The organism is Duganella guangzhouensis (assembly GCF_009674535.1).
GTDB lineage: Bacteria > Pseudomonadota > Gammaproteobacteria > Burkholderiales > Burkholderiaceae_D > Rugamonas > Rugamonas guangzhouensis.
Genome location: NZ_WKJK01000001.1, coordinates 145,488 through 164,214, shown reverse-complemented (window position 1 = coordinate 164,214; position 18,727 = coordinate 145,488). Strand labels below are relative to the sequence as shown.

At 62.3% G+C, this 18,727-nt stretch carries 9 protein-coding genes, 1 tRNA gene and 1 pseudogene; 4 read left to right on the top strand and 7 right to left on the bottom strand.

Going from position 1 to position 18,727, the window contains the following annotated elements; all coding sequences use genetic code 11:
• The first annotated feature begins 298 nt into the window (after positions 1–298).
• The 4 genes from GJ699_RS00715 (at position 299) to GJ699_RS00700 (ending at position 9,171) form a co-directional block, all read left to right on the top strand.
• Positions 299–3,304 carry a TonB-dependent receptor gene (locus GJ699_RS00715; RefSeq protein ID WP_154372135.1) on the top strand — a complete coding sequence of 1,002 codons (3,006 nt, stop codon included), beginning with the start codon at positions 299–301 and terminating at the stop codon, positions 3,302–3,304.
• A gap of 148 nt (positions 3,305–3,452) precedes the next feature.
• Positions 3,453–6,008, top strand: a complete 2,556-nt coding sequence (locus GJ699_RS00710) for a family 43 glycosylhydrolase (protein WP_195763422.1) — start codon at positions 3,453–3,455, stop codon at positions 6,006–6,008.
• Positions 6,009–6,016: 8 nt separating this feature from the next.
• The gene (locus tag GJ699_RS00705; protein WP_154372131.1) at positions 6,017–7,594 is read left to right on the top strand and encodes an alpha-N-arabinofuranosidase; all 1,578 of its coding nucleotides are present in this window, start codon (positions 6,017–6,019) and stop codon (positions 7,592–7,594) included.
• Between the two features lie 11 nt (positions 7,595–7,605).
• Positions 7,606–9,171 carry a glycoside hydrolase family 43 protein gene (locus GJ699_RS00700; protein ID WP_154372130.1) on the top strand — a complete coding sequence of 522 codons (1,566 nt, stop codon included), beginning with the start codon at positions 7,606–7,608 and terminating at the stop codon, positions 9,169–9,171.
• 47 nt (positions 9,172–9,218) lie between these two features.
• Here the strand turns inward: GJ699_RS00700 and GJ699_RS00695 are convergent, their stop codons facing one another.
• The 7 genes and pseudogenes from GJ699_RS00695 to GJ699_RS00665 form a co-directional block, all read right to left on the bottom strand.
• Positions 9,219–12,110, bottom strand: coding sequence for a glycoside hydrolase family 31 protein (locus tag GJ699_RS00695; RefSeq protein WP_154372128.1), 2,892 nt, complete (start codon positions 12,108–12,110; stop codon positions 9,219–9,221).
• Between the two features lie 17 nt (positions 12,111–12,127).
• Positions 12,128–13,543 (bottom strand): glycoside hydrolase family 43 protein, encoded by a 1,416-nt coding sequence (locus GJ699_RS00690; RefSeq protein ID WP_195763421.1) that lies wholly within the window; start codon positions 13,541–13,543, stop codon positions 12,128–12,130.
• 380 nt (positions 13,544–13,923) lie between these two features.
• A tRNA-Ser gene (locus tag GJ699_RS00685) sits at positions 13,924–14,016 on the bottom strand.
• 100 nt (positions 14,017–14,116) lie between these two features.
• Entirely contained in the window at positions 14,117–15,364 is a 1,248-nt protein-coding gene (locus tag GJ699_RS00680; RefSeq protein ID WP_154372126.1) for an aspartate kinase, read from the bottom strand.
• 144 nt (positions 15,365–15,508) lie between these two features.
• The gene (gene tilS, locus GJ699_RS00675) at positions 15,509–16,909 is read right to left on the bottom strand and encodes a tRNA lysidine(34) synthetase TilS (protein ID WP_154372124.1); all 1,401 of its coding nucleotides are present in this window, start codon (positions 16,907–16,909) and stop codon (positions 15,509–15,511) included.
• Positions 16,910–17,025: 116 nt separating this feature from the next.
• Positions 17,026–18,027: pseudogene (locus tag GJ699_RS00670) on the bottom strand (acetyl-CoA carboxylase carboxyltransferase subunit alpha); the annotation flags it as partial.
• A gap of 52 nt (positions 18,028–18,079) precedes the next feature.
• A complete protein-coding gene (locus tag GJ699_RS00665; RefSeq protein ID WP_154372120.1) occupies positions 18,080–18,727 on the bottom strand; it encodes a DNA-3-methyladenine glycosylase family protein in 648 nt (215 codons plus the stop codon).

The window sequence follows — 18,727 nt, the reverse complement described above, 5'->3', positions numbered from 1 at the left end:
CGCGTAGTTTTTTTGCAACCAGCAGGACTTTTTTCGTCCCTCGCGAGCGTTTCAACTTGCTCTTGAGCCGCGAATTCTTGCAAGCGTTTTCATACTATGGAAAATATGGCGTTTTTAACACGAAGAAGACGCCGTTTCTATTTGTCGAGATATTATTTAAGATATCAGTCCCGCTAAAAAAGTTATTGGAGCGAGGTTCCCGTTCCGTTTTATGTTTGCGCAAACATCGGCACATTTGATGTTCAACATGGCTAAGAGGCGCTAACGCCCATGCCCATAAGACGATAACGGAGACAACATGCAAAACCTCAAAAAGACGGCGATCGCCGCCGGGATAGCCACGCTCGTCACTCAGGCGTGGGCCCAGGAAGAACCCGTACCGGAAGAAAAAGTGGTGGTCGTGTCCGGCCAGCGCTCCGCCCTGCAATCCGCGCAAAAACTCAAGCAGAACGCCGACGAGATCGTCGACTCGGTTGTTGCGGAGGACATTGGAAAGCTTCCCGACCGCTCCATCACCGAAGTGCTGAGCCGCGTGGTGGGCGTGACCATGGACCGCAGCATGCAAGGCGATCCGCAGCACTACGCGGTGGAAGGCTCGGGCATCGCGATTCGCGGCTTGAGCTATGTGCGTTCGGAGCTGAATGGCCGCGAGTCCTTCTCCGCCAACGGCGGCCGCTCGCTCAGCTTTGCCGATGTGCCGCCCGAGCTGATGGCTGGTGTCGACGTCTACAAAAATCCCTCGGCGGAACAGATCGAGGGCGGCATCAGCGGCCTGGTCAATCTGCGCACCGCGATGCCGTTCGACTACAAGGGCTTCAAGGGTTCGGCCACCTATCAAAGCTCGTACTCCACGCAGCGCGAGGGCAAGGCCACGCCCTCCAGTTCGCTGTTGCTGTCGGACCGCTGGAAAACGCCGCTGGGCGAGATTGGCGCCCTGATCGATCTGGCGGCATCGCAAAGCCACACGCGCACCGATGAGATGTTTGTCGACGCCTACTTCCCGCGCACCGATCTGGTCGAAGGCAAAACCGTGTGGGTGCCGCGCGGCGCCCAGTGGCGTTCGATGAACTGGGAGCGCGACCGCAAAGGCGCGTATGGCGCCCTGCAATGGCGCCCGGTGCGCGAACTGACCACCGCGCTGACGTTCTTCAAATCGCGCTACAAGGAAACCTGGTCGGAACGTTTCACCGGCGTCGGCAACTCGCCGTATGACATGGAGGTGAGCGACGCCACCTGGTCCGACAGCGGCGCGCTGTTGAGCGGCACCCTGACCATGCCCGACGGCCGCGGCACACCCTTCGTCGCCGCGCGCCGCGCCTCCGAGCGCAACTCGTCGACCACCGATGTCGCCCTGAACGCCGAATGGCGTCTGGCCCCGGACTGGACCGTGCGTGGCGATCTGCAGCGCGTGCGCGCCAAGACCGAAGGCTTCGACTCGGAGGTGGCGGCGGCCATCAATCTGCCCAAGCAGCGGCTGGATTTGACCGGCAAATATCCCAGCATCATCTTCGACGCCGCCGATACCGCCTACCTGGCCGATGCCAACAACTACTACTGGGATCACACCATGGAGCACCGCGACAATTCGCACGCGGACAGCAAGGCCGCCCGGCTCGATTTCAAGCATGATTTCGACAGCGACGTGCTGCGCGATGTGCGCTTTGGCGTACGCCTGACCGAGCGCGATTCGCTGAATCAAAACAGCGTGCCGAGCTACAACTGGCAAGCGGTCACGCCGGCGTGGATGCTGGGCTGGCGGGTGCAGCGGCTGGCGTCGCTGGGCGATCCCAACTTTGCGCTCGGCCAGCAAACCACGCTGTCCGGCATCCCCAATTTCTTCGGCGGCAGCGTCTCGGTGCCGGCGGCGATTTACCCGAACGCCAGCCTGGTGACCGACTATCCCGGCGCCTACGCCACGCTGCACAGCTACCACGACCAGTTGTGCGCGGAGATGCGCGCGGCGGTCGGCTGGGGCGATTGCCCTGCGGCGTGGCAACCGGCGGCCTACGGCACCGATCCGGCCGGCGACAACCGCCAGTCGGAAAAAACCAAGGCGCTATATGCCCAGCTGCGCTTTGGCTGGGACAAGCTGAAATACCCGATCGATGGCAACATCGGTCTGCGCTATGTGAAGACCAATTCGACCGCGCACGGCTACACCATTTTCTCGCGCACCATCCCCACCTTCCCGGCCGATCGCAACGTGGTGGGTGCGGATCTGATTCCCGACATCCCCAACTTCGCCACCGCGCAGGACTTCAAAAACTCCTACCACAATTTCCTGCCGACCTTGAATCTGCGCCTGAAGGTCAGCGAGGAACTACAGTTCCGCGCCGCGTTCGGCTCGTCGATGTCGCGTCCCGATTTCTCCCAGTTGCAGGCGTACACCACGCTGGGCCAGGGCTTCCGCACCGTGACCGATGAAGACACCAATACCGTCACCGTCAGCAACGTCGAGCATACCGGCGGCTCGGCCGGCAACCCCAATCTGCGGCCGACCACCGCCCGTTCGCTGGACCTGTCCGCCGAGTGGTATTTCGCCAAATCCGGCTCGCTGACGGCGGCGCTGTTCTACAAAAAACTGAAGGACATCGTGGTCGACGAAATGTTCATCTATCAGGTTCCCGACGTCAACGGCAAGATGGTCAACTTCCAGGTCACCGGCCCGGTCAACGGCGCCAACGGCTATGCGCGCGGCTTCGAGGTCGCCTATCAGCAGTATTTCGACAATCTGCCCGATCTGCTGAAGGGCATAGGCGTGCAGGCCAGCCTGACCTTCGTCGACAGCCAGCGCAAGCTGAAAGACATGGTCTACAGCGCCTATTGCAGCGGCGGCGACGGCGCCACCAACTTCAACCTGGCGATCAATGGCTGCGACACCGATGGCCGCAGCTTCGGCAACCTGCCGTTGACCGGCCTGTCGCGCCGTACCATCAACTTCGCCGTGATGTACGACCGTGGTCCGGTCTCGGCCCGGCTCGCCTATAACTGGCGCTCGAAGTATCTGGCCGGCGTGAACAACTGGGGCACGCGCGGCACCGACGGCACCGACACCAATCCCGACAGCGCCACCTACGGCGTGACCAATCAGGCCTGGGGCCTGCCGCTGTGGCAGCTGGCGTACGGCCAGCTGGATGGTTCGATCTTCTACAGCGTCACGCCCAAGTTCAGGATCGGCCTGGAGGCGCAGAACATCACCAACGCCATTTCGCGGCAAGTGATGCAACAGCATATCGGTGAAATGGGCCGCGCCTGGTTCTCCTCCGGTCCGCGCTACACCATCCAGGCGCAATATACGTTCTGATTTACCAGTCTCTCTCTCCAGCCCGTCGCTGGTTTCTCGGCCGCAGTACCGGGCCGAGTTTTTTATTCAGGTCGCCGTCCACGTGACGGCGGCCGCAACCAGGAAAATACGTATGCATCGAAACAAGCTCCATCGTCAGATATGCAGGATGCTGCTGCCATTGTGCCTGGCCGGCTGGCTGATGCCGGCCATCGCCGCCAGCAATCCCATCATTCGCGACAAGTTCACGGCCGATCCGGCGCCGCTGGTGGTCGGCGACACGCTGTATCTGTACGTCGGCCATGACGAGGCGCAGCGCGATGAGATGTTCAATATGCGCGAGTGGCTGGTCTACTCCACGACCGACATGCAGACCTGGACGCCGCATGCGCCCATCATGAACGTCAAGGATTTCAAATGGGCCAAGCAGGATGCCTGGGCCTCGCAGGCGATTCAGAAAAACGGCAAGTTCTACTTTTATGCGGCGGTCGAGCATGACGATACGCATCCGGGCAAAGCCATCGCGGTGGCGGTCGCCGACCGGCCCACCGGACCGTTTGTCGATGCGCGCGGTTCGGCGCTGATCACCAATCAGATGACGCCCAAAGGCACCCACAGCTGGGAAGACATCGACCCCACCGTGTTCACCGACGACGACGGCGTCAGCTGGATCGCCTGGGGCAATCGCCAATGCTACCTGGCCAAACTGGCGCCGAACATGATCGAACTCGATGGTCCGATCCGTGAAATCACACCACCGCATTTTGAAGAAGGCCCGTGGTTGCACAAGCGCGGCGATCTGTACTACCTGACCTACGCCTCGCTGGACCGCAGCACGCAGCGCGACGAACACATCTCCTATTCCACCGCGCCCAGCATCACCGGGCCGTGGACCTATCGCGGCGAACTGACCGGCGCGGGCAAGTACAGCTTCACCATCCATCCGGGCATCGCCGAATTTAAAAATCAGTGGTATTTATTCCTGCATAACGCCACGCTGGCGATCGGCGATTTGAACGGCGCCATCGGCCGCCGCGCGGTCACGGTGGAGCACCTCCAATACAACGCCGATGGCAGCATGCGTCCGGTGACGCAGACCGAGGCCGGCGTGACGGCGACGGTTGCCGCCAGCCCGGTGCCGGCGCGCTTCGAGCGCTTCAGCTACGCCGGCACATCGCAGGAGCAGGTCAGGCCCGCCGCCGGGCAGTATCAGAATCCGGTCTTGTCCGGCTACTATCCGGACCCGTCCGTCACGCGCGTGGGCGATGACTACTATCTGGTCAATTCGACGTTCTCGCATTTCCCCGGCCTTCCGGTGTTCCACTCCAAAGACCTGGTGAACTGGACGCAAATCGGTAACGCCATCGACCGTCCCGGCCAGCTCAACTTCGATGGCCTGGAGATCTCGGCCGGCGTGTTCGCGCCCGACATTTCGTATCACGACGGCACCTTCTACATCGTCAATACCTGCGTCGGCTGCAAGGGCAACTTTGTGATCACCGCCAGCAATCCGGCCGGGCCGTGGTCCGATCCGGTGTGGTTCGATTTTGAAGGCATCGATCCGTCGATCTTCTGGAATGACGATGGCAAGGCCTACATCGTCAATAACGGCGCGCCGAACGAAACGCCGCGCTACGACGGCCATCGCGCCATCTGGGTGCAGGAGTTCGACTACCGGGCCATGAAGCTGGTCGGCCCGCGCACCCAGCTGATCAACGGCGGCGTCGATATTTCAAGCAAACCGATCTGGATTGAAGGGCCGCACCTGTTCAAGAAAGACGGCTATTACTACCTGTCGGCGGCCGAGGGCGGCACCGGCGATGGCCATTCGCAAGTGGTGTTCCGCTCGCAAAGCGTGTTCGGACCGTTTGTCGCCGGTCCGCACAATCCCATCCTGTCGCAACGCACGCTGGACCCCACGCGTAAAAACCCGGTGACGTCGGCCGGTCACGCCAAGCTGGTGCAGACCCAGAACGGCGATTGGTGGGCCACGTTCCTGGCCACCCGCCCTTATCAGCAGGGCTACTACAACATCGGCCGCGAAACATTTTTGCTGCCGGTGAGCTGGCAGGATGGCTGGCCGCTGATACTGCCGTCAGGCCAGGCCATCCCGTTCGCGGCCAACAAACCGGCCTTGCCGGCGCAGCCGCGCTCGCCTCGCCCGGTCAACGGCGATCTGTCGTACGTCGATGAATTCGATGGCGCCAAGCTGTCCATGGAGTGGCTCGGCCTGCGCACGCCCAACCAGACTATCTACACGCTCAAGCAAGGCACGCTGGAGCTGCATTCCGGCGCGGCGCTGGGCGATCAGGGCGGTGTGCCGGCTTTCGTCGGCCGTCGCCAGCAGCACCATGTGGCGACGGTGTCCACCACGCTGACTTTCACGCCACAGCAAGCCCAGGATCGCGCCGGTCTGGTCGCCGTGCAGAACGACAAGGCCTATCTGTTCTTCGGCCTGGCCAGCATCGATGGCAAAGCTGTGGTGGCGCTGATCACGCGCGAAAACACGGGGACGGAAAAAGTCGTCGCCTCGGCGCCGGTCGGCGCGGGCGCGGTCACGCTGACCATCCGCGCCAATGGCGGCGCCATGTCCTTCGATTACCAGGCCGGCAACGGCGCGGCGCTGCGTCTGCGCTCCGACTATGACGTGCGCTTCCTCAGCACGCACGCGGCCGGCGGTTTCGTCGGCACCCTGATCGGTCCCTATTCCTATCAACCACGCTAAGTCACCTCATGCTCAACTACTTATCCAGCAAGGCCGGCACAGCCCTGGCCCTCGTCACTGTCCTGCTCGGCTCCGCGCTGGCCTACGCCGCCGAAAATTCGATCGCTTTGACGGTCGATACCGCCAAGCCCGGCGCGACAATCGACCGCCACATCTTTGGCCAGTTTGCCGAACATCTGGGCTCCGGCATTTACGAAGGCATCTGGGTCGGTCACGATTCGCCGATCCCGAATACGCGCGGCATCCGCAACGACGTGGTGGCGGCGCTAAAAGCCATCCAGGTACCGGTGGTGCGCTGGCCCGGCGGCTGCTTTGCCGACGAATACCACTGGCGCAACGGCATCGGCCCGGCGGACAAGCGCCGCGCCGGCGTCAACGGCAACTGGGGCAATGTCAAGGAACCCAATACCTTCGGCACCCATGAGTTTATGGACCTGGTGGAACAAATCGGCGCCGAAGCCTATATTTCCGCCAACGTCGGCTCCGGCACGCCGCAGGAGTCGGCCGAATGGCTTGAATATCTGACGGCCGAGGACTCCGCGCTGGCACAAGAGCGCGCGGCCAACGGCCATCCGGCGCCGTACAAGGTCGCCTTCTGGGGCATCGGCAACGAGAGCTGGGGCTGCGGCGGCGCCATGAGCGCCGAACACTACCTGAGTCAGCTGAAGATATTCTCGCGCTTCAGCCGCAACTACAACGGCGCGCAGAAGATGCAGCAGATCGCCGTCGGCCCCGACGGCGGTGACACCGCCTACACCGAAACCATCATGAAGGCGTGGAAGAACAAGGTCTGGAGCTGGGATATCGGCGGTCTGTCGCTGCACTCGTACACGCTGAACGGCTGGCCACCGGTGGTCAAGGCCACCGGCTTCGGCGAGGCGGAATACGCCAAATTCATCCACGAGACGCTGGGCATGGAGGGACTGATCGGCAAGCACGCGGCGATCATGGACCAGTACGATCCAGAGAAAAAAGTCGCGCTGGTGGTCGATGAATGGGGCGCGTGGCTGGCGCCGACGCCGGGTACCAATCCCGGCTTCCTGATGCAGCAGAATTCGCAGCGGGATGCGATTCTGGCGGCGCTCAACCTCAACATCTTTGCCCGCCACGCCGATCGCGTGCGCATGACCAATATCGCGCAGATGATCAACGTGCTGCAGGCGATGATCCTGACCGACAAGGAAAAGATGCTGCTCACGCCAACCTATCACGTCTACAAAATGTATGTGCCCTTCCATGACGCGACGCTGATACCGGTGCGCTTTGACGCCGGCACGTACCGCTTCCAGGAACTCAGCATGCCACGGGTGGACGCCATCGCCGCGCGCGACAAGAATGGTCAACTGTGGCTGGCGCTCACCAACCTCGACCAGAACCAGGCGGCCAAGGTCAACGTCGCGCTGCTGCCAGGCGGCACGGCCAGCGCGGTCGGGCAGACGCTGTCCTCGGCCCGCATCGATGCGGTGAACACCTTCGCGACGCCGAACGCGGTGGCGCCGGTGGCGGTCAACATCCGCGCCGTTGGCAAAAGCCTGTCGATACCGCTGCCGCCCGGCTCGGTAACGGTAGTCAACCTGCGACCATGACAAGGAAGCCTATGCCGCGACGATTACAACGTTGCGCGGCCGTGCTGATGGCAGGCGTCAGCCTGCTGGGCATGGCCGCGCCAAACGCCGCCGGCGCCGCCGGCGACAGCCAGCGACCGACAACTTTTTACAATCCGCCACTGCACGCGGATTTTCCCGACCCCGACATCATCCGCGTCGGCGACCATTTCTATTTCGCCACCACCACCTTTGCCAACAGTCCCGGCCTGACGATACTGCAATCCACCGATCTGCTGCACTGGGAGTATGTGACGCACGTCGTGCCCAGGCTGGATGGCAACGTCCAGTTCGACCTGGAAAACGGCGGCGCCTATCGCGGCGGCATCTTCGCGCCCAGCCTGCGCTATCACGCCGGCACATTCTATGTGGCGGTGACGCCGGTCGGCCAGAACACCCGCATCTACAGCAGCCAACGGATCGAAGGCCCATGGGCCATGCGCGTGCTGGACCGCGAAGCCTTCGATCCGGCGCTGTTCTTCGACAGCGACGGCAGCGGCTACATCGCCACCTCCGGCGGCTGGGACGGCACCATCACCTTGCTGACGCTGAACGGCGATTACAGCAAAGTCACCGATGCCCGCAAAATTCATTACCACAAGGGCGCCGAGGGTTCCAAGCTGATCAAGCGCGGCGGTTACTACTACCTGTTCAACGCGGTGCCATCGAAACTGGCACTGGTGGTGTCGCGCGCGCGCAGCTTGTCCGGTCCCTGGGAAACCCGGGCGCAGATTGACGACACCAGCGGCGGCCACCAGGGCGCGATTGTCGATCTGCCGGATGGCGGCTGGTACGGCTTCGTCATGATTGATGCCGGCGCCATCGGCCGCATGACCAATCTCAGTCCGATTTTCTGGCAGAACGACTGGCCGGTCTGGGGCACGCCGGATGCGCCTGGCCGCGTGCCGGCCACCGCCACCGTGCCCATCGCCGGCAAGCCGGCCGTGCGGCCGGCCACCTCCGACACCTTTGACGGCCCGCAACTGGGCCTGCAATGGCAATGGAATCACAATCCCGACAGCAGCCGCTGGTCGCTGACGGAACGGCCGGGCTACCTGCGGCTGCGGCCGACCGTCGCCAACGATTTCTGGCACGCGCGTAACACGCTGACGCAAAAAGGCTATGGTCCGCATAGCCGGGGTGAAGTGGTGCTGGATGTGAGCCAGCTGCGCGCCGGCGATGTGTGCGGCTTTGGCACGCTCGGCAAGTTCAATGCGCACATCGCCGTGACGCGCAGCGCCAGCGGCGCTCTGCAACTCGGCATGAACGTCATCGAAGATACGCTACAGGGGCAGAAAACCGAGGTGCGCGCCGCCGCCCTGCCCTATGCGCAGCAGCGCATCCATCTGCGTACCGAGATGGATTTCACCAGCGAGCGCGGTGAGCTGTCTTACAGCGCCGATGGCAACGCATGGCGCTCGCTGGGCGGACCGTTCAAACTCGCCTATGACTGGCAGAGCGGTACTTTCCAGGGGCCGCAATATGCGGTGTTCTGCTACAACCCGCAGCGCAGCGACGGCTATATCGACATCGACCAATTCAATCTGCGCATGGATTGAACCGCCAGTCCGGGGCGGAGCTTCCGTCCCGGACTCCGCCCATCTCCCTAATCGCGCAGCACAACATTGACCGGCGCGCCCTTGTATTGCACCACCCGGGCGGGCTTGGCTGGCGACATCAGCACGATGCGCAGTTCCCGCTGCTTGATCAGGCCGGCAAACTGCCCCTTGCGCGCGCCGATGCTGAGCGTGCCGCTGGCGTCGTGCCAGGCCAGCTCGTAGGTGGCGTATTTGCCCTTCTCGTAGTCGTAAGTCTCGTTGTCGTCCTCGTAGAGGGTGAACTTGCCATCGGCACCGGGATAGATGCGCACTTCCAGCGGCGCCTCCGGGTGTTCGGTGGCGTATTGCACCTGCGGCCCCAAGGGCAAAATCGCGCCAGCCGGGATGTACAGCGGCACCACGTCCAGCGGCGTTTCCTTGTCGACCGTCTGACCGCCCTGGTGCACCTGGTTGGTCCAGAAGTCATACCAGACGCGGCCTTTCGGCAGATAGGTCCGCATCGTCAGATCGCGCGCCGGCGTGCTGGCCTTACGCTCCTGGGCCTGGCTTGGCGTGCGCCACGCCAGCCGCAGGTTGCGGTCCTGGCCGCCCTGGAAGTATTCCAGCTTCAGCGGCACCGATTGGCCTTTCTTCAGCGTGACCTGCGCGCTGCGATAGCGCTTCGGACCGGCCTCCCACAACTCGATCAGCTTGGCGTTGTCCAGATACAGGCGATAGCCATCGTCGCCCTCGACACCGATCTCGTACTCGCCATCCTCCGGCGCGATCAACTGCCCTTCCCAGCGCGCCGAGAAATGCTCCAGGCTGTCCAGACCGGCCGGCGGTCCGGCCAGCGGCGGCCCCGGCCATTGATGGTCGATGGTGGCGTCCACCACTTTGCCGCGTGGCGTCTCGAAGCTCTCGCCGGCAAAATACTGGCCCGCCAGGCCGGGCTGGCCGTCGGCCGTGCGCAAGGCCGACGCCGGTATCGTCAACGGCGGGGTTTCCGGCACGTGGTACATCGGCCGCGTGACCGGGTGCACCAGGATGGAGGAGCCAAACATGAAGGCGTCGTTGATGTTCAGCACCGCCGGATCGTCGACAAAATCCATCGCCAGCGGCCGCATCAAGGTATAGCCATCGGCCGTGACTTTCCAGCTCAGGCTGTAGATATAGGGCAGCAAGCGATAGCGCAGGTTCACCGTGTCGCGCAGCGATTTGTACATCGGCGCATCCAGCGTCTTGAAGATGTACGGCTCGCGCTCGATGTTGGTGCCGTGCACCCGCATGATCGGATTGAAGGCGCCGAACTGGAACCAACGCGCGAACAGCTCGCGATAGGCCGGATCGTTTTCGCCCTTGGGATATTCGGTCACAAAGAAGCCGCCGGTGTCCTGGCTCCAGTAGGGGTTACCGGTCACGGTGACGTTGACGCCGCCGGCGATCTGTTCGCGCAGCGTTTTCCAGCTGGCGAAAATGTCGCCGGTCCAGGAGGCCGCCGCCGTGCGCTGCGCGCCCGCCCAGCCGGAACGGGTCAGCGTGAACACGCGCTTGTTGCCGCTGGCGCGCTGGCCGTCGTAGGCGCCCTGGGTGGTCATCAGCGAGTACGGATTCAAGTAGCGGGAGAAATCGCCCAGCGCGTTGCGGCCCAGGCTCTTGATATCGCTTTCGACTTCGACCGGGTTCCAGCACGCGGTGCCGACTTCAACCTCGGTGCCATCCATCCACAACGCATCCACGCCGTAGTCCAGCAGACCGCGCTTGATGTGCTTGAAGTAGATGCTGCGTCCGAGCGGGCTGTAGGCATCGTAAATCCGCGCCTTCTTCGAGATCCAGTGCAGCGGCGCGAAGCGCAGGCCGTGCTGGTCCAGTTCCTGGGCCAGCGGCGTGTCGTTGCCAATGCTGGGCCAGATGGAAATCATCAACTTCATGTTGAGGTCGTGCAGCGCTTTGGTCATGCCGGCGGGGTCCGGATAGCGCTCCTTGTCCCAGATCATGCCGCTCCAGCTACCGTCCTTGTCGCTGCCCCAGTACTGCCAGTCCTGCACCATGTAGTCCAGCGGGAACTGCTCCTTGCGGAAGGTTTCGGCGACTTCCACCACCCGTTGTTGCGTCGCGTAGCGCTCCTTGCTCATGAACAGGCCAAAGGCCTGCTTAGGATACATCGGCGCGGCGCCGGTCAGCTTGCGATAGGCGGCCACCACGCCATCCAGCGACGGCGCGCCCATGAAGTAGTAGTCGACGCCGCCCGGCGCGTCCTCCGCCCACAAGGTGGCGCCGTTGACGTTGTCCTTGAACTTCATCTTGGAATAGGTGTCCCACATGATGCCGTAGCGCTCGGAAGACACCATGACGGGTATGACGGTGCCAACGTTGGTTTGCACCAGCAGTAACTCCTTGCCGCGACGGTTGCGCTCGCCCTCCTCGATAAAGCCGAGGCCGTAAATCGCTTCGTTCGGCTTCAGCGCGAAGGTGTTTTCCACTTCGTAGGTCGGGGCGCCGGCGATCTCGCGCGGCTGGACCGAGACCGGGGTGCTGGCGTGTTCCTGGGTGTACACCGCGCCTTGCTTGTTCTTGAAGGTCAGCGCGCCGCTGTGCTTGTCTATGTCGATGCGCAACGCCGGGGAAATCAGGCTGAGCGTCGCGCCGCTGTCAGCGATATCGAACTTGATGTGGGCCGGCTTGTCGATCACCACAATGCTGGCGGCCTGCCAGTAGTTCCGACCCAGATTGGCGTTGACGCGGACCGTGGACGGGCCGTAGAAAATCACATTCCTGGTAATGCCATTGACGACAAACTGCACGCCGGACTCCAGGCGGGTGTAGGCGAAGTCCTGGCCGGGTTGCACCGCCTTCAGCAGATGGCCATGCGGGTCCAGGCCGGTGGGTGCCGCCGCCTGCGCCAGCCACGGCGCGGTGCCGAGGACCAGCACCAAGATCACGCGCGGTGAAAATTTCATCGAGGTCTCCTTATGTTTTAGCGGGCGCTGAATTGCCAGTAGTCGAGGTTGAACAGCGGTCCCTGGTCCACACCACGGAACACCAGCACCAGATCGTGGACGCCGGTGGCGCCGCTGACGGCGGTTTGCTGCGTGCGCCATTCATTCCATCCGCCGGTGGGTTTGACTGCCAGGTTGCCTAGCAGCGGTCCCTCCGGGCTGTCGAGGTGGATTTCGATGGTGCCGCCGTTGGCGCCGCTGGCCACGCTGGCGGTGAAGGCGGCCGCGCCCTGCGCGCCGAAGTCCACGCCGTTCACTTTGATGTAGCTAAGGTCGGTAATCTGCGTCACATACACCCCCACCTGTTCGTTCTTCCCGATCTTGACGCCGGGCGCCCACTCGAACGGCCGGTCGATGCCGCGCTTCACACGCGAGGTCCAGGCCATGGTTTCAGCCTCGACCCGCTGGTAGGGCGACAAGGTCTCCAGTTGTTTGGCGCCGAAATTGTCCCACCATGGCAGCATGTCGATGCCGCCATCGGCCTTGTAGCTGAATTCGGTAACGGTGATGGAGCGGCGCTCGTGGTGGATCGGCGTCAGCGCGAAATTCAGGCGGTAATTGAAGCCGAACAGATACGAGTGTCCCTTGTAGTCGATGATGCCGGGATGGTTGCCGGTCGAGCCGGGATTGTGGTCCATGATGTCGCCACGGTAGACCCACGGCCCGGTCGGCCGGTCGCTCATGGCGTAGCCTATGCCTTCCGGACAGCAGGTGGGCGCGTAGGCCAGGTAGTACTTGTTGTTGCGCTTGTAGAACCACGGCCCTTCCTGGTAGTTGGCCGGTTTGGAATCGACTTTGACGATCGGCCCCGCGTACGAAATCATGTCCGGGTTCAGCTTGACGTACCACAGGTCGGGGTTGCCCCAGTACAGATAGGCCTGGCCGTCATCGTCGATGAAAACCGTCGGGTCGAAATAGCCGACCGCCTTGTCGATCAGCGGTTTGCCCAAGACATCGATGAAAGGCCCCTCGGGCCGGTCGGCGACTGCCACGCCGATCACGTTCTTTGGCCAGCCGGCGACGCTGACCGGCGCGTACAGGTAGAACTTGCCGTTGCGCGCTATCACTTGCGGCGCCCAGGCGTCGTTGTCCTGTACCGCCCAGGCGAAAATTTTAAGGGACGCGACCGCGCCTTTCGCGGTCCAGTTGACCATGTCGCGGCTGGTGAACAGTTGCCAGTCGCGCATGGTGAAGCCTTGGGCGTCGTCTTCGTCGTGGCTGGCGTACAGATACACCACGCCGTTGTGGACCAGCGGTGCCGGGTCGGCGGTGAACATGGTCTGGATGATGGGATTTTCCGCCGCGCTGGGCGGGCTGGTGAGCATTGCGGCGGTCAGCAATGCCAGTCCGGGCAGCCGTCGACGGACGGCGCTCGGTGATGGGCGAGTAGTCATGTGGTCTCCGTTTTGTCAGCTCGTAAGGCTGAATTGTTTGCGCAAACATTAGTGCTTATTGGCCTCGCTCTCCAATAACTTTTTGGTTGGAAACGATATTCAAATTGGAATCAGGCGGCGCTGTGCTATCGGGGCGTCTGCTCCCTTTTCATAGGGGAAAGCCGCTTTTGGGGATGGTGGCCGAAGATAGCGGGTGGGGGGTAGTTCGTAGCAAAAAAACTACGTTTTTTGGGATGAGGGATGGGCTGCCGCGCAGCGGCAGCAGTTGGGCGATTCGGATAGCCTCGCCCCCTTTAGGGGGGCTACGTCTTCGAATCCCACCGTTTCCGTCCGAACAAAACAAAAAAGCCTCCCGCAGGGGAGGCTTTTTTGTTTTGTTCTGGCGGAGACGGTGGGATTCGAACCCACGATACAGGTTTTGCCCGTATGCTTCCTTAGCAGGGAAGTGCCTTCGGCCACTCGGCCACGTCTCCTAGTCGATTTCTCAACTATGTCCGCCGTGAAGCAGACGACCGCCATAGTATAGACCGTGATCCGTTTGGTCAAGGCAACTTGGCGGTTTTTTGGAAAAATTTATGCCTTTTCCAGTTCGAACGCTTTGTGCAGCGCGCGTACGGCCAGCTCCATGTACTTCTCGTCGATCAGTACGGAGATTTTGATTTCCGAGGTCGAGATCATCTTGATGTTGATGCTCTCTTCCGACAGGGTGCGGAACATTTTCGAGGCCACGCCAACATGCGAACGCATGCCCACGCCCACCACCGAGATCTTCGACACTTTGTCGTCACCGGCGATGCTGGCGGCGCCCAGTTGATCTTTCGAGTTGTTCAGCACGTCCAGCGCGCGCTGGAAGTCGTTGCGTGGCACGGTGAAGGTGAAGTCGGTTTTGCCGTCGACCGACTGATTCTGGATGATCATGTCGACTTCGATGTTGGCATCGGCCACCGGGCCCAGGATGTGGTACGCCACGCCTGGACGGTCTGGCACGCCCAGCACGGTGATTTTGGCTTCATCGCGGTTAAATGCGATACCGGAGATGACTGCTTGTTCCATGTTTTTATCTTCCTCAAACGAAATCAGGGTGCCCGAGTTGGCTTCGACTTCCAGGTCCAGCATCGGGTCGGTCAGCGACGACAGCACGCGGGTCGGCACGCGGTAGTTACCAGCGAATTCCACCGAACGGGTCTGCAGCACTTTCGAGCCCAGCGACGCCAGTTCCAGCATTTCTTCAAACGTGATCGCCTTCAGGCGACGCGCTTCCGACACCACGCGCGGGTCGGTGGTGTAGACGCCGTCAACGTCGGTGAAGATCAGGCATTCCTCGGCCTTCATGGCGGCGGCGATCGCCACCGCCGAGGTGTCGGAACCGCCACGGCCCAGCGTGGTGATGTTGTCTTCATCGTCCACGCCCTGGAAGCCGGTGATGATGACGATCTTGCCGTCGTCCAGGTCGCGGTTGACCTTGTCGTTGTCGATCGACTGGATACGGGCTTTGGTGTAAGCGGAATCGGTTTTAATCGCGACTTGCCAGCCGGCATAGGCCACGGCTTTCTTGCCAATGGCTTGCAGCGCCATCGACAGCAGACCGACCGAGACTTGTTCGCCGGTCGAGGCAATCATGTCCAGTTCGCGAGGATCTGGTTGCGCTTGAATTTCCTTGGCCAGGCCGATCAGGCGGTTGGTCTCGCCCGACATTGCCGACGGTACCACCACGATGCGGTGTCCGGCGTCATGCCACTTGGCGACACGCCGCGCGACGTTCTTGATACGGTCCGTCGAACCCATCGACGTCCCGCCATATTTGTGCACGATTAAAGCCATAACAGTGAGTTTTCCGCTCAAATAAAGGTAAATAGAACCCTTAACTCTACCTGTCGAGCTGCAAAATAACAAGTCAAAAAGCTCATAAACTCATACCGAATAGACATATCTACATACAAAATTCGGCACAAAGGGCCGGTTTGTCTATACAGCTTGCCAACGGAGGCTGATGCGGCCAGGTCCGGCGGCCACTTGGTGACAGTCCATGCCGATGCCGGCGGCGTACAGCAGCGCTGTGGCGTTTTTGACCACAGGCAGGCGTGCGCGCTCCCAGGCCGGGATGTTGAGCGCCTGATAGTGGTATTTCAACGGCCGCGTGGAGCGGTTGGGCGCCGGCTTCAGCCGCTCGCCGCCACGGCGGAATTCGATCAGCAGCGGCTGGTCGCGCAGCCAGTCGGCGGCGATGCCCTCTTCCGCCTGATCAAAATGCAGAATGCCGCCATAGGCCGGGAACGCCAGCTGGCTTTCGCCGCTCCAGCGGAAGTCGGTGCCGGGCTTGTCGTCGAACTGGTCTTCGCGCATGCCTTCCAGCTCGGCCAGCTTGGGCGTCAGGTGCAGACGGTCGCGATAGCGGCGCACGTGGCATTCGGGATGGGTGACCAGCAGTTGGGCGTCGTATTTGGCTTCCAGCAGCTGGGTCAGCATTTCGGCCATCCAGGCGGTGCTGGGCATGCTCAGGCCACGGGTGGCAAACCAGTGGCGCAGCAGGTTGTAGGCGCGGTCCTGGCTCAGTTGGCGCAGTTTGGCGATGTCGAGACAGTCGTCGTCCAGCGTGGCGGCCAGATCCTGTTCGGCCAGTTCGGTCAGCAGGCGGGAGGCCGATTGGGCGTGCTGGGCGCTGCGGGCGAAGCGTTCCTGGAAGCCAGGGAAGTGCTGTTCCAGCGCCGGCATCACGTTGTGGCGCAAGGCATTGCGGGCGTAGCGCGGGTCGTCGTTGGATTCGTCGTGGATGTGGGCCACGCCGCGCTGGGCGACGTAGCTTTCCAGCTGTTTGCGCGAAGCTTGCAGCAGCGGACGGGCCATCATCAGCTGGTCGTTTTGCAGCAGGCCGGCGGCGGTGTTGGCGGCGTCCATGCCGGACAGGCCGGCCGGGCCAGAGCCGCGCAGCAGTTGCAGCAGCACGGTTTCGGCCTGGTCGTCCAGGTGGTGGGCGGTCAGCAGCAGCGCCACCTCGTGTTCGCGGCATAGCGCGCCCAGCGCGGCGTAGCGGGCTTTGCGGGCGGCGGCTTCGGTGCCGGATTTTTTCTGGTCTTGCAGCTGGATGCGGCGGGCTTCGAACGAGACGCCCAGCGCGGCGCATTCGCGTTCGCAATGGGTCAGCCAGGCGTCGGCGTTGGGGCTGAGGCCGTGGTGGATGTGGAAGGCGCACAGTGTCAGCTCGTGCTGCTGGGCGTAGGCGTGGGCCAGGTGCAGCAGCGCCGATGAGTCCAGCCCGCCGCTGAGGGCGACGGCGAGGCGTGGTGTGGTGCCCTCACCTGCCTGCGCGCGGGCGGCGCTGACGGCTTGTTCAAAGGTGGACGTGAGGGTGGGCTTTTGCTGCTTCAATCGTGGCTCCGAAATGCAAACCGGGAGCGGCGCATGCGCGGGCTCCCGGTGGTGTTCTATGGGTCCCGGCCTGCGCCGGGATGACGGGCGTCGCACCGGCGCAGGCCGGTGCCCAGTTATTCTTGTGGCGTGGTTTCCTTGAACTTACCGTAGCTCATCAGCTTCTCGTGACGGGCTTCCAGCAGGTCTTTGGTCTTCATGCCGTGGAACTGGCGCAGCGAGTCGGCCAGCGCGCGTTTCAGCAGCGTCGCCATTTGCTTCGGATCGCGGTGCGCGCCGCCCAGCGGTTCGCTGACGATTTTGTCGATCAGGCCGATGGCTTTCAGGCGATGCGCGGTCAGGCCCAGCGCTTCAGCCGCATCGGCCGCGCGCTCCGAGGTTTTCCACAGAATCGAAGCGCAGCCTTCCGGCGAAATCACCGAGTAGGTCGCGTATTGCAGCATGATGACCTGGTCGGCCACGGCAATCGCCAGCGCGCCGCCGGAACCGCCTTCGCCGATGATGGTGGCGATCAGCGGTACTTTCAGTTCCGCCATCACGAACAGATTGTGGCCGATGGCTTCCGACTGGCCGCGCTCTTCCGCGTCGATGCCTGGGAACGCACCCGGGGTGTCAACGAAGGTGAATACTGGAATGCCGAACTTCTCGGCCAGCTTCATCAGACGCATCGCTTTGCGGTAGCCTTCCGGCTTCGGCATGCCGAAGTTGCGCATCGCGCGTTCTTTGGTGTCGCGGCCCTTCTGATGGCCGATCACCATGCAGGCCTGGCCGTTGAAGCGCGCCAGACCGCCGACGATGGACTGGTCGTCCGCATAGGTGCGGTCGCCGTGCAGTTCGTGGAAGTCGGTGAAGATTTCGTTCACATAGTCCATGGTGTATGGACGTTGTGGGTGACGCGCGATCTGCGAAACCTGCCATGGCGTCAGCTTGGCGTAGATATCCTTGGTCAGTTGCTGGCTCTTTTTGGCCAGACGGTCGATCTCCTCAGAGATGTCGACTGCCGAATCGTCCTGGACGAAACGCAATTCTTCGATCTTGCCGTCGAGTTCAGCAATCGGTTGCTCAAAATTGAGGAAAGTCGTTTTGGTCATTGTACCTCCGTGTTTGTTCTCGACTGTCGAGGGCGCGGTCGTAGGCGCGCAAAATCCCCTCGCACAGCGATTAGAGTATCTATTCTACCGCAACCGGATCCAAACTACGCCATAAATACCAGGTGGCTACCGTACGGTAAGGCTCCCAGTTGGCGGAAACCTCGCGCGCATCGCTACGCGAGACTGGTTCGCCGGAGAAGTAATTCTGGCTGATGCCCTGGATTAAACCGGGGTCGTCCAGCGGTAAAACGTTGGGACGCAGCAGATTAAATATCAAAAACATCTCGGCTGTCCAGCGGCCGATGCCGCGGATCTGCGTCAGTTCGGCGATCACCGCCTCGTCGTCCATCTGGTCCCACTGGGCGGTGTGGACGCGCTTGTTCTTGAAGTGGTCGGCCAGATCGAGGATGTACTCGGTCTTGCGCTTGGACAGGCCGCACGCCGCCAGCTGCTCGGGACCAGCCTTGATGATCTGCGCCGGCGCGCACTTGGGGCTGACCGCCAACAGCTTTTTCCAGGCGGCGTCGGCCACCTTGGCGGTCACCTGCTGGCCGACGATGGAACGCGCCAAGGTGGTGAACGGATCGTGATGGCCGCGCAGGTGCAGGTCGCCAAACTGCGGGATGAGCTTGTTCATGATGCGGTCCCGCTTCATCAGCTCCAGCTTGGCTTCCTCCCAATATGGCGGCACGCCGCCCACGGCCTCATTATCCTTGGCGATGACCAT

Bases quoted from the DNA above. Each gene is read 5' to 3' on its own strand.
- GJ699_RS00715 (WP_154372135.1), top strand. From the start codon at position 299: ATGCAAAACCTCAAAAAGACGGCGATCGCCGCCGGGATAGCCACGCTC.
- GJ699_RS00710 (WP_195763422.1), top strand. From the start codon at position 3,453: ATGCTGCTGCCATTGTGCCTGGCCGGCTGGCTGATGCCGGCCATCGCC.
- GJ699_RS00705 (WP_154372131.1), top strand. From the start codon at position 6,017: ATGCTCAACTACTTATCCAGCAAGGCCGGCACAGCCCTGGCCCTCGTC.
- GJ699_RS00700 (WP_154372130.1), top strand. From the start codon at position 7,606: ATGCCGCGACGATTACAACGTTGCGCGGCCGTGCTGATGGCAGGCGTC.
- GJ699_RS00695 (WP_154372128.1), bottom strand. From the start codon at position 12,110: ATGAAATTTTCACCGCGCGTGATCTTGGTGCTGGTCCTCGGCACCGCG.
- GJ699_RS00690 (WP_195763421.1), bottom strand. From the start codon at position 13,543: ATGACTACTCGCCCATCACCGAGCGCCGTCCGTCGACGGCTGCCCGGA.
- GJ699_RS00680 (WP_154372126.1), bottom strand. From the start codon at position 15,364: ATGGCTTTAATCGTGCACAAATATGGCGGGACGTCGATGGGTTCGACG.
- GJ699_RS00665 (WP_154372120.1), bottom strand. From the start codon at position 18,727: ATGGTCATCGCCAAGGATAATGAGGCCGTGGGCGGCGTGCCGCCATAT.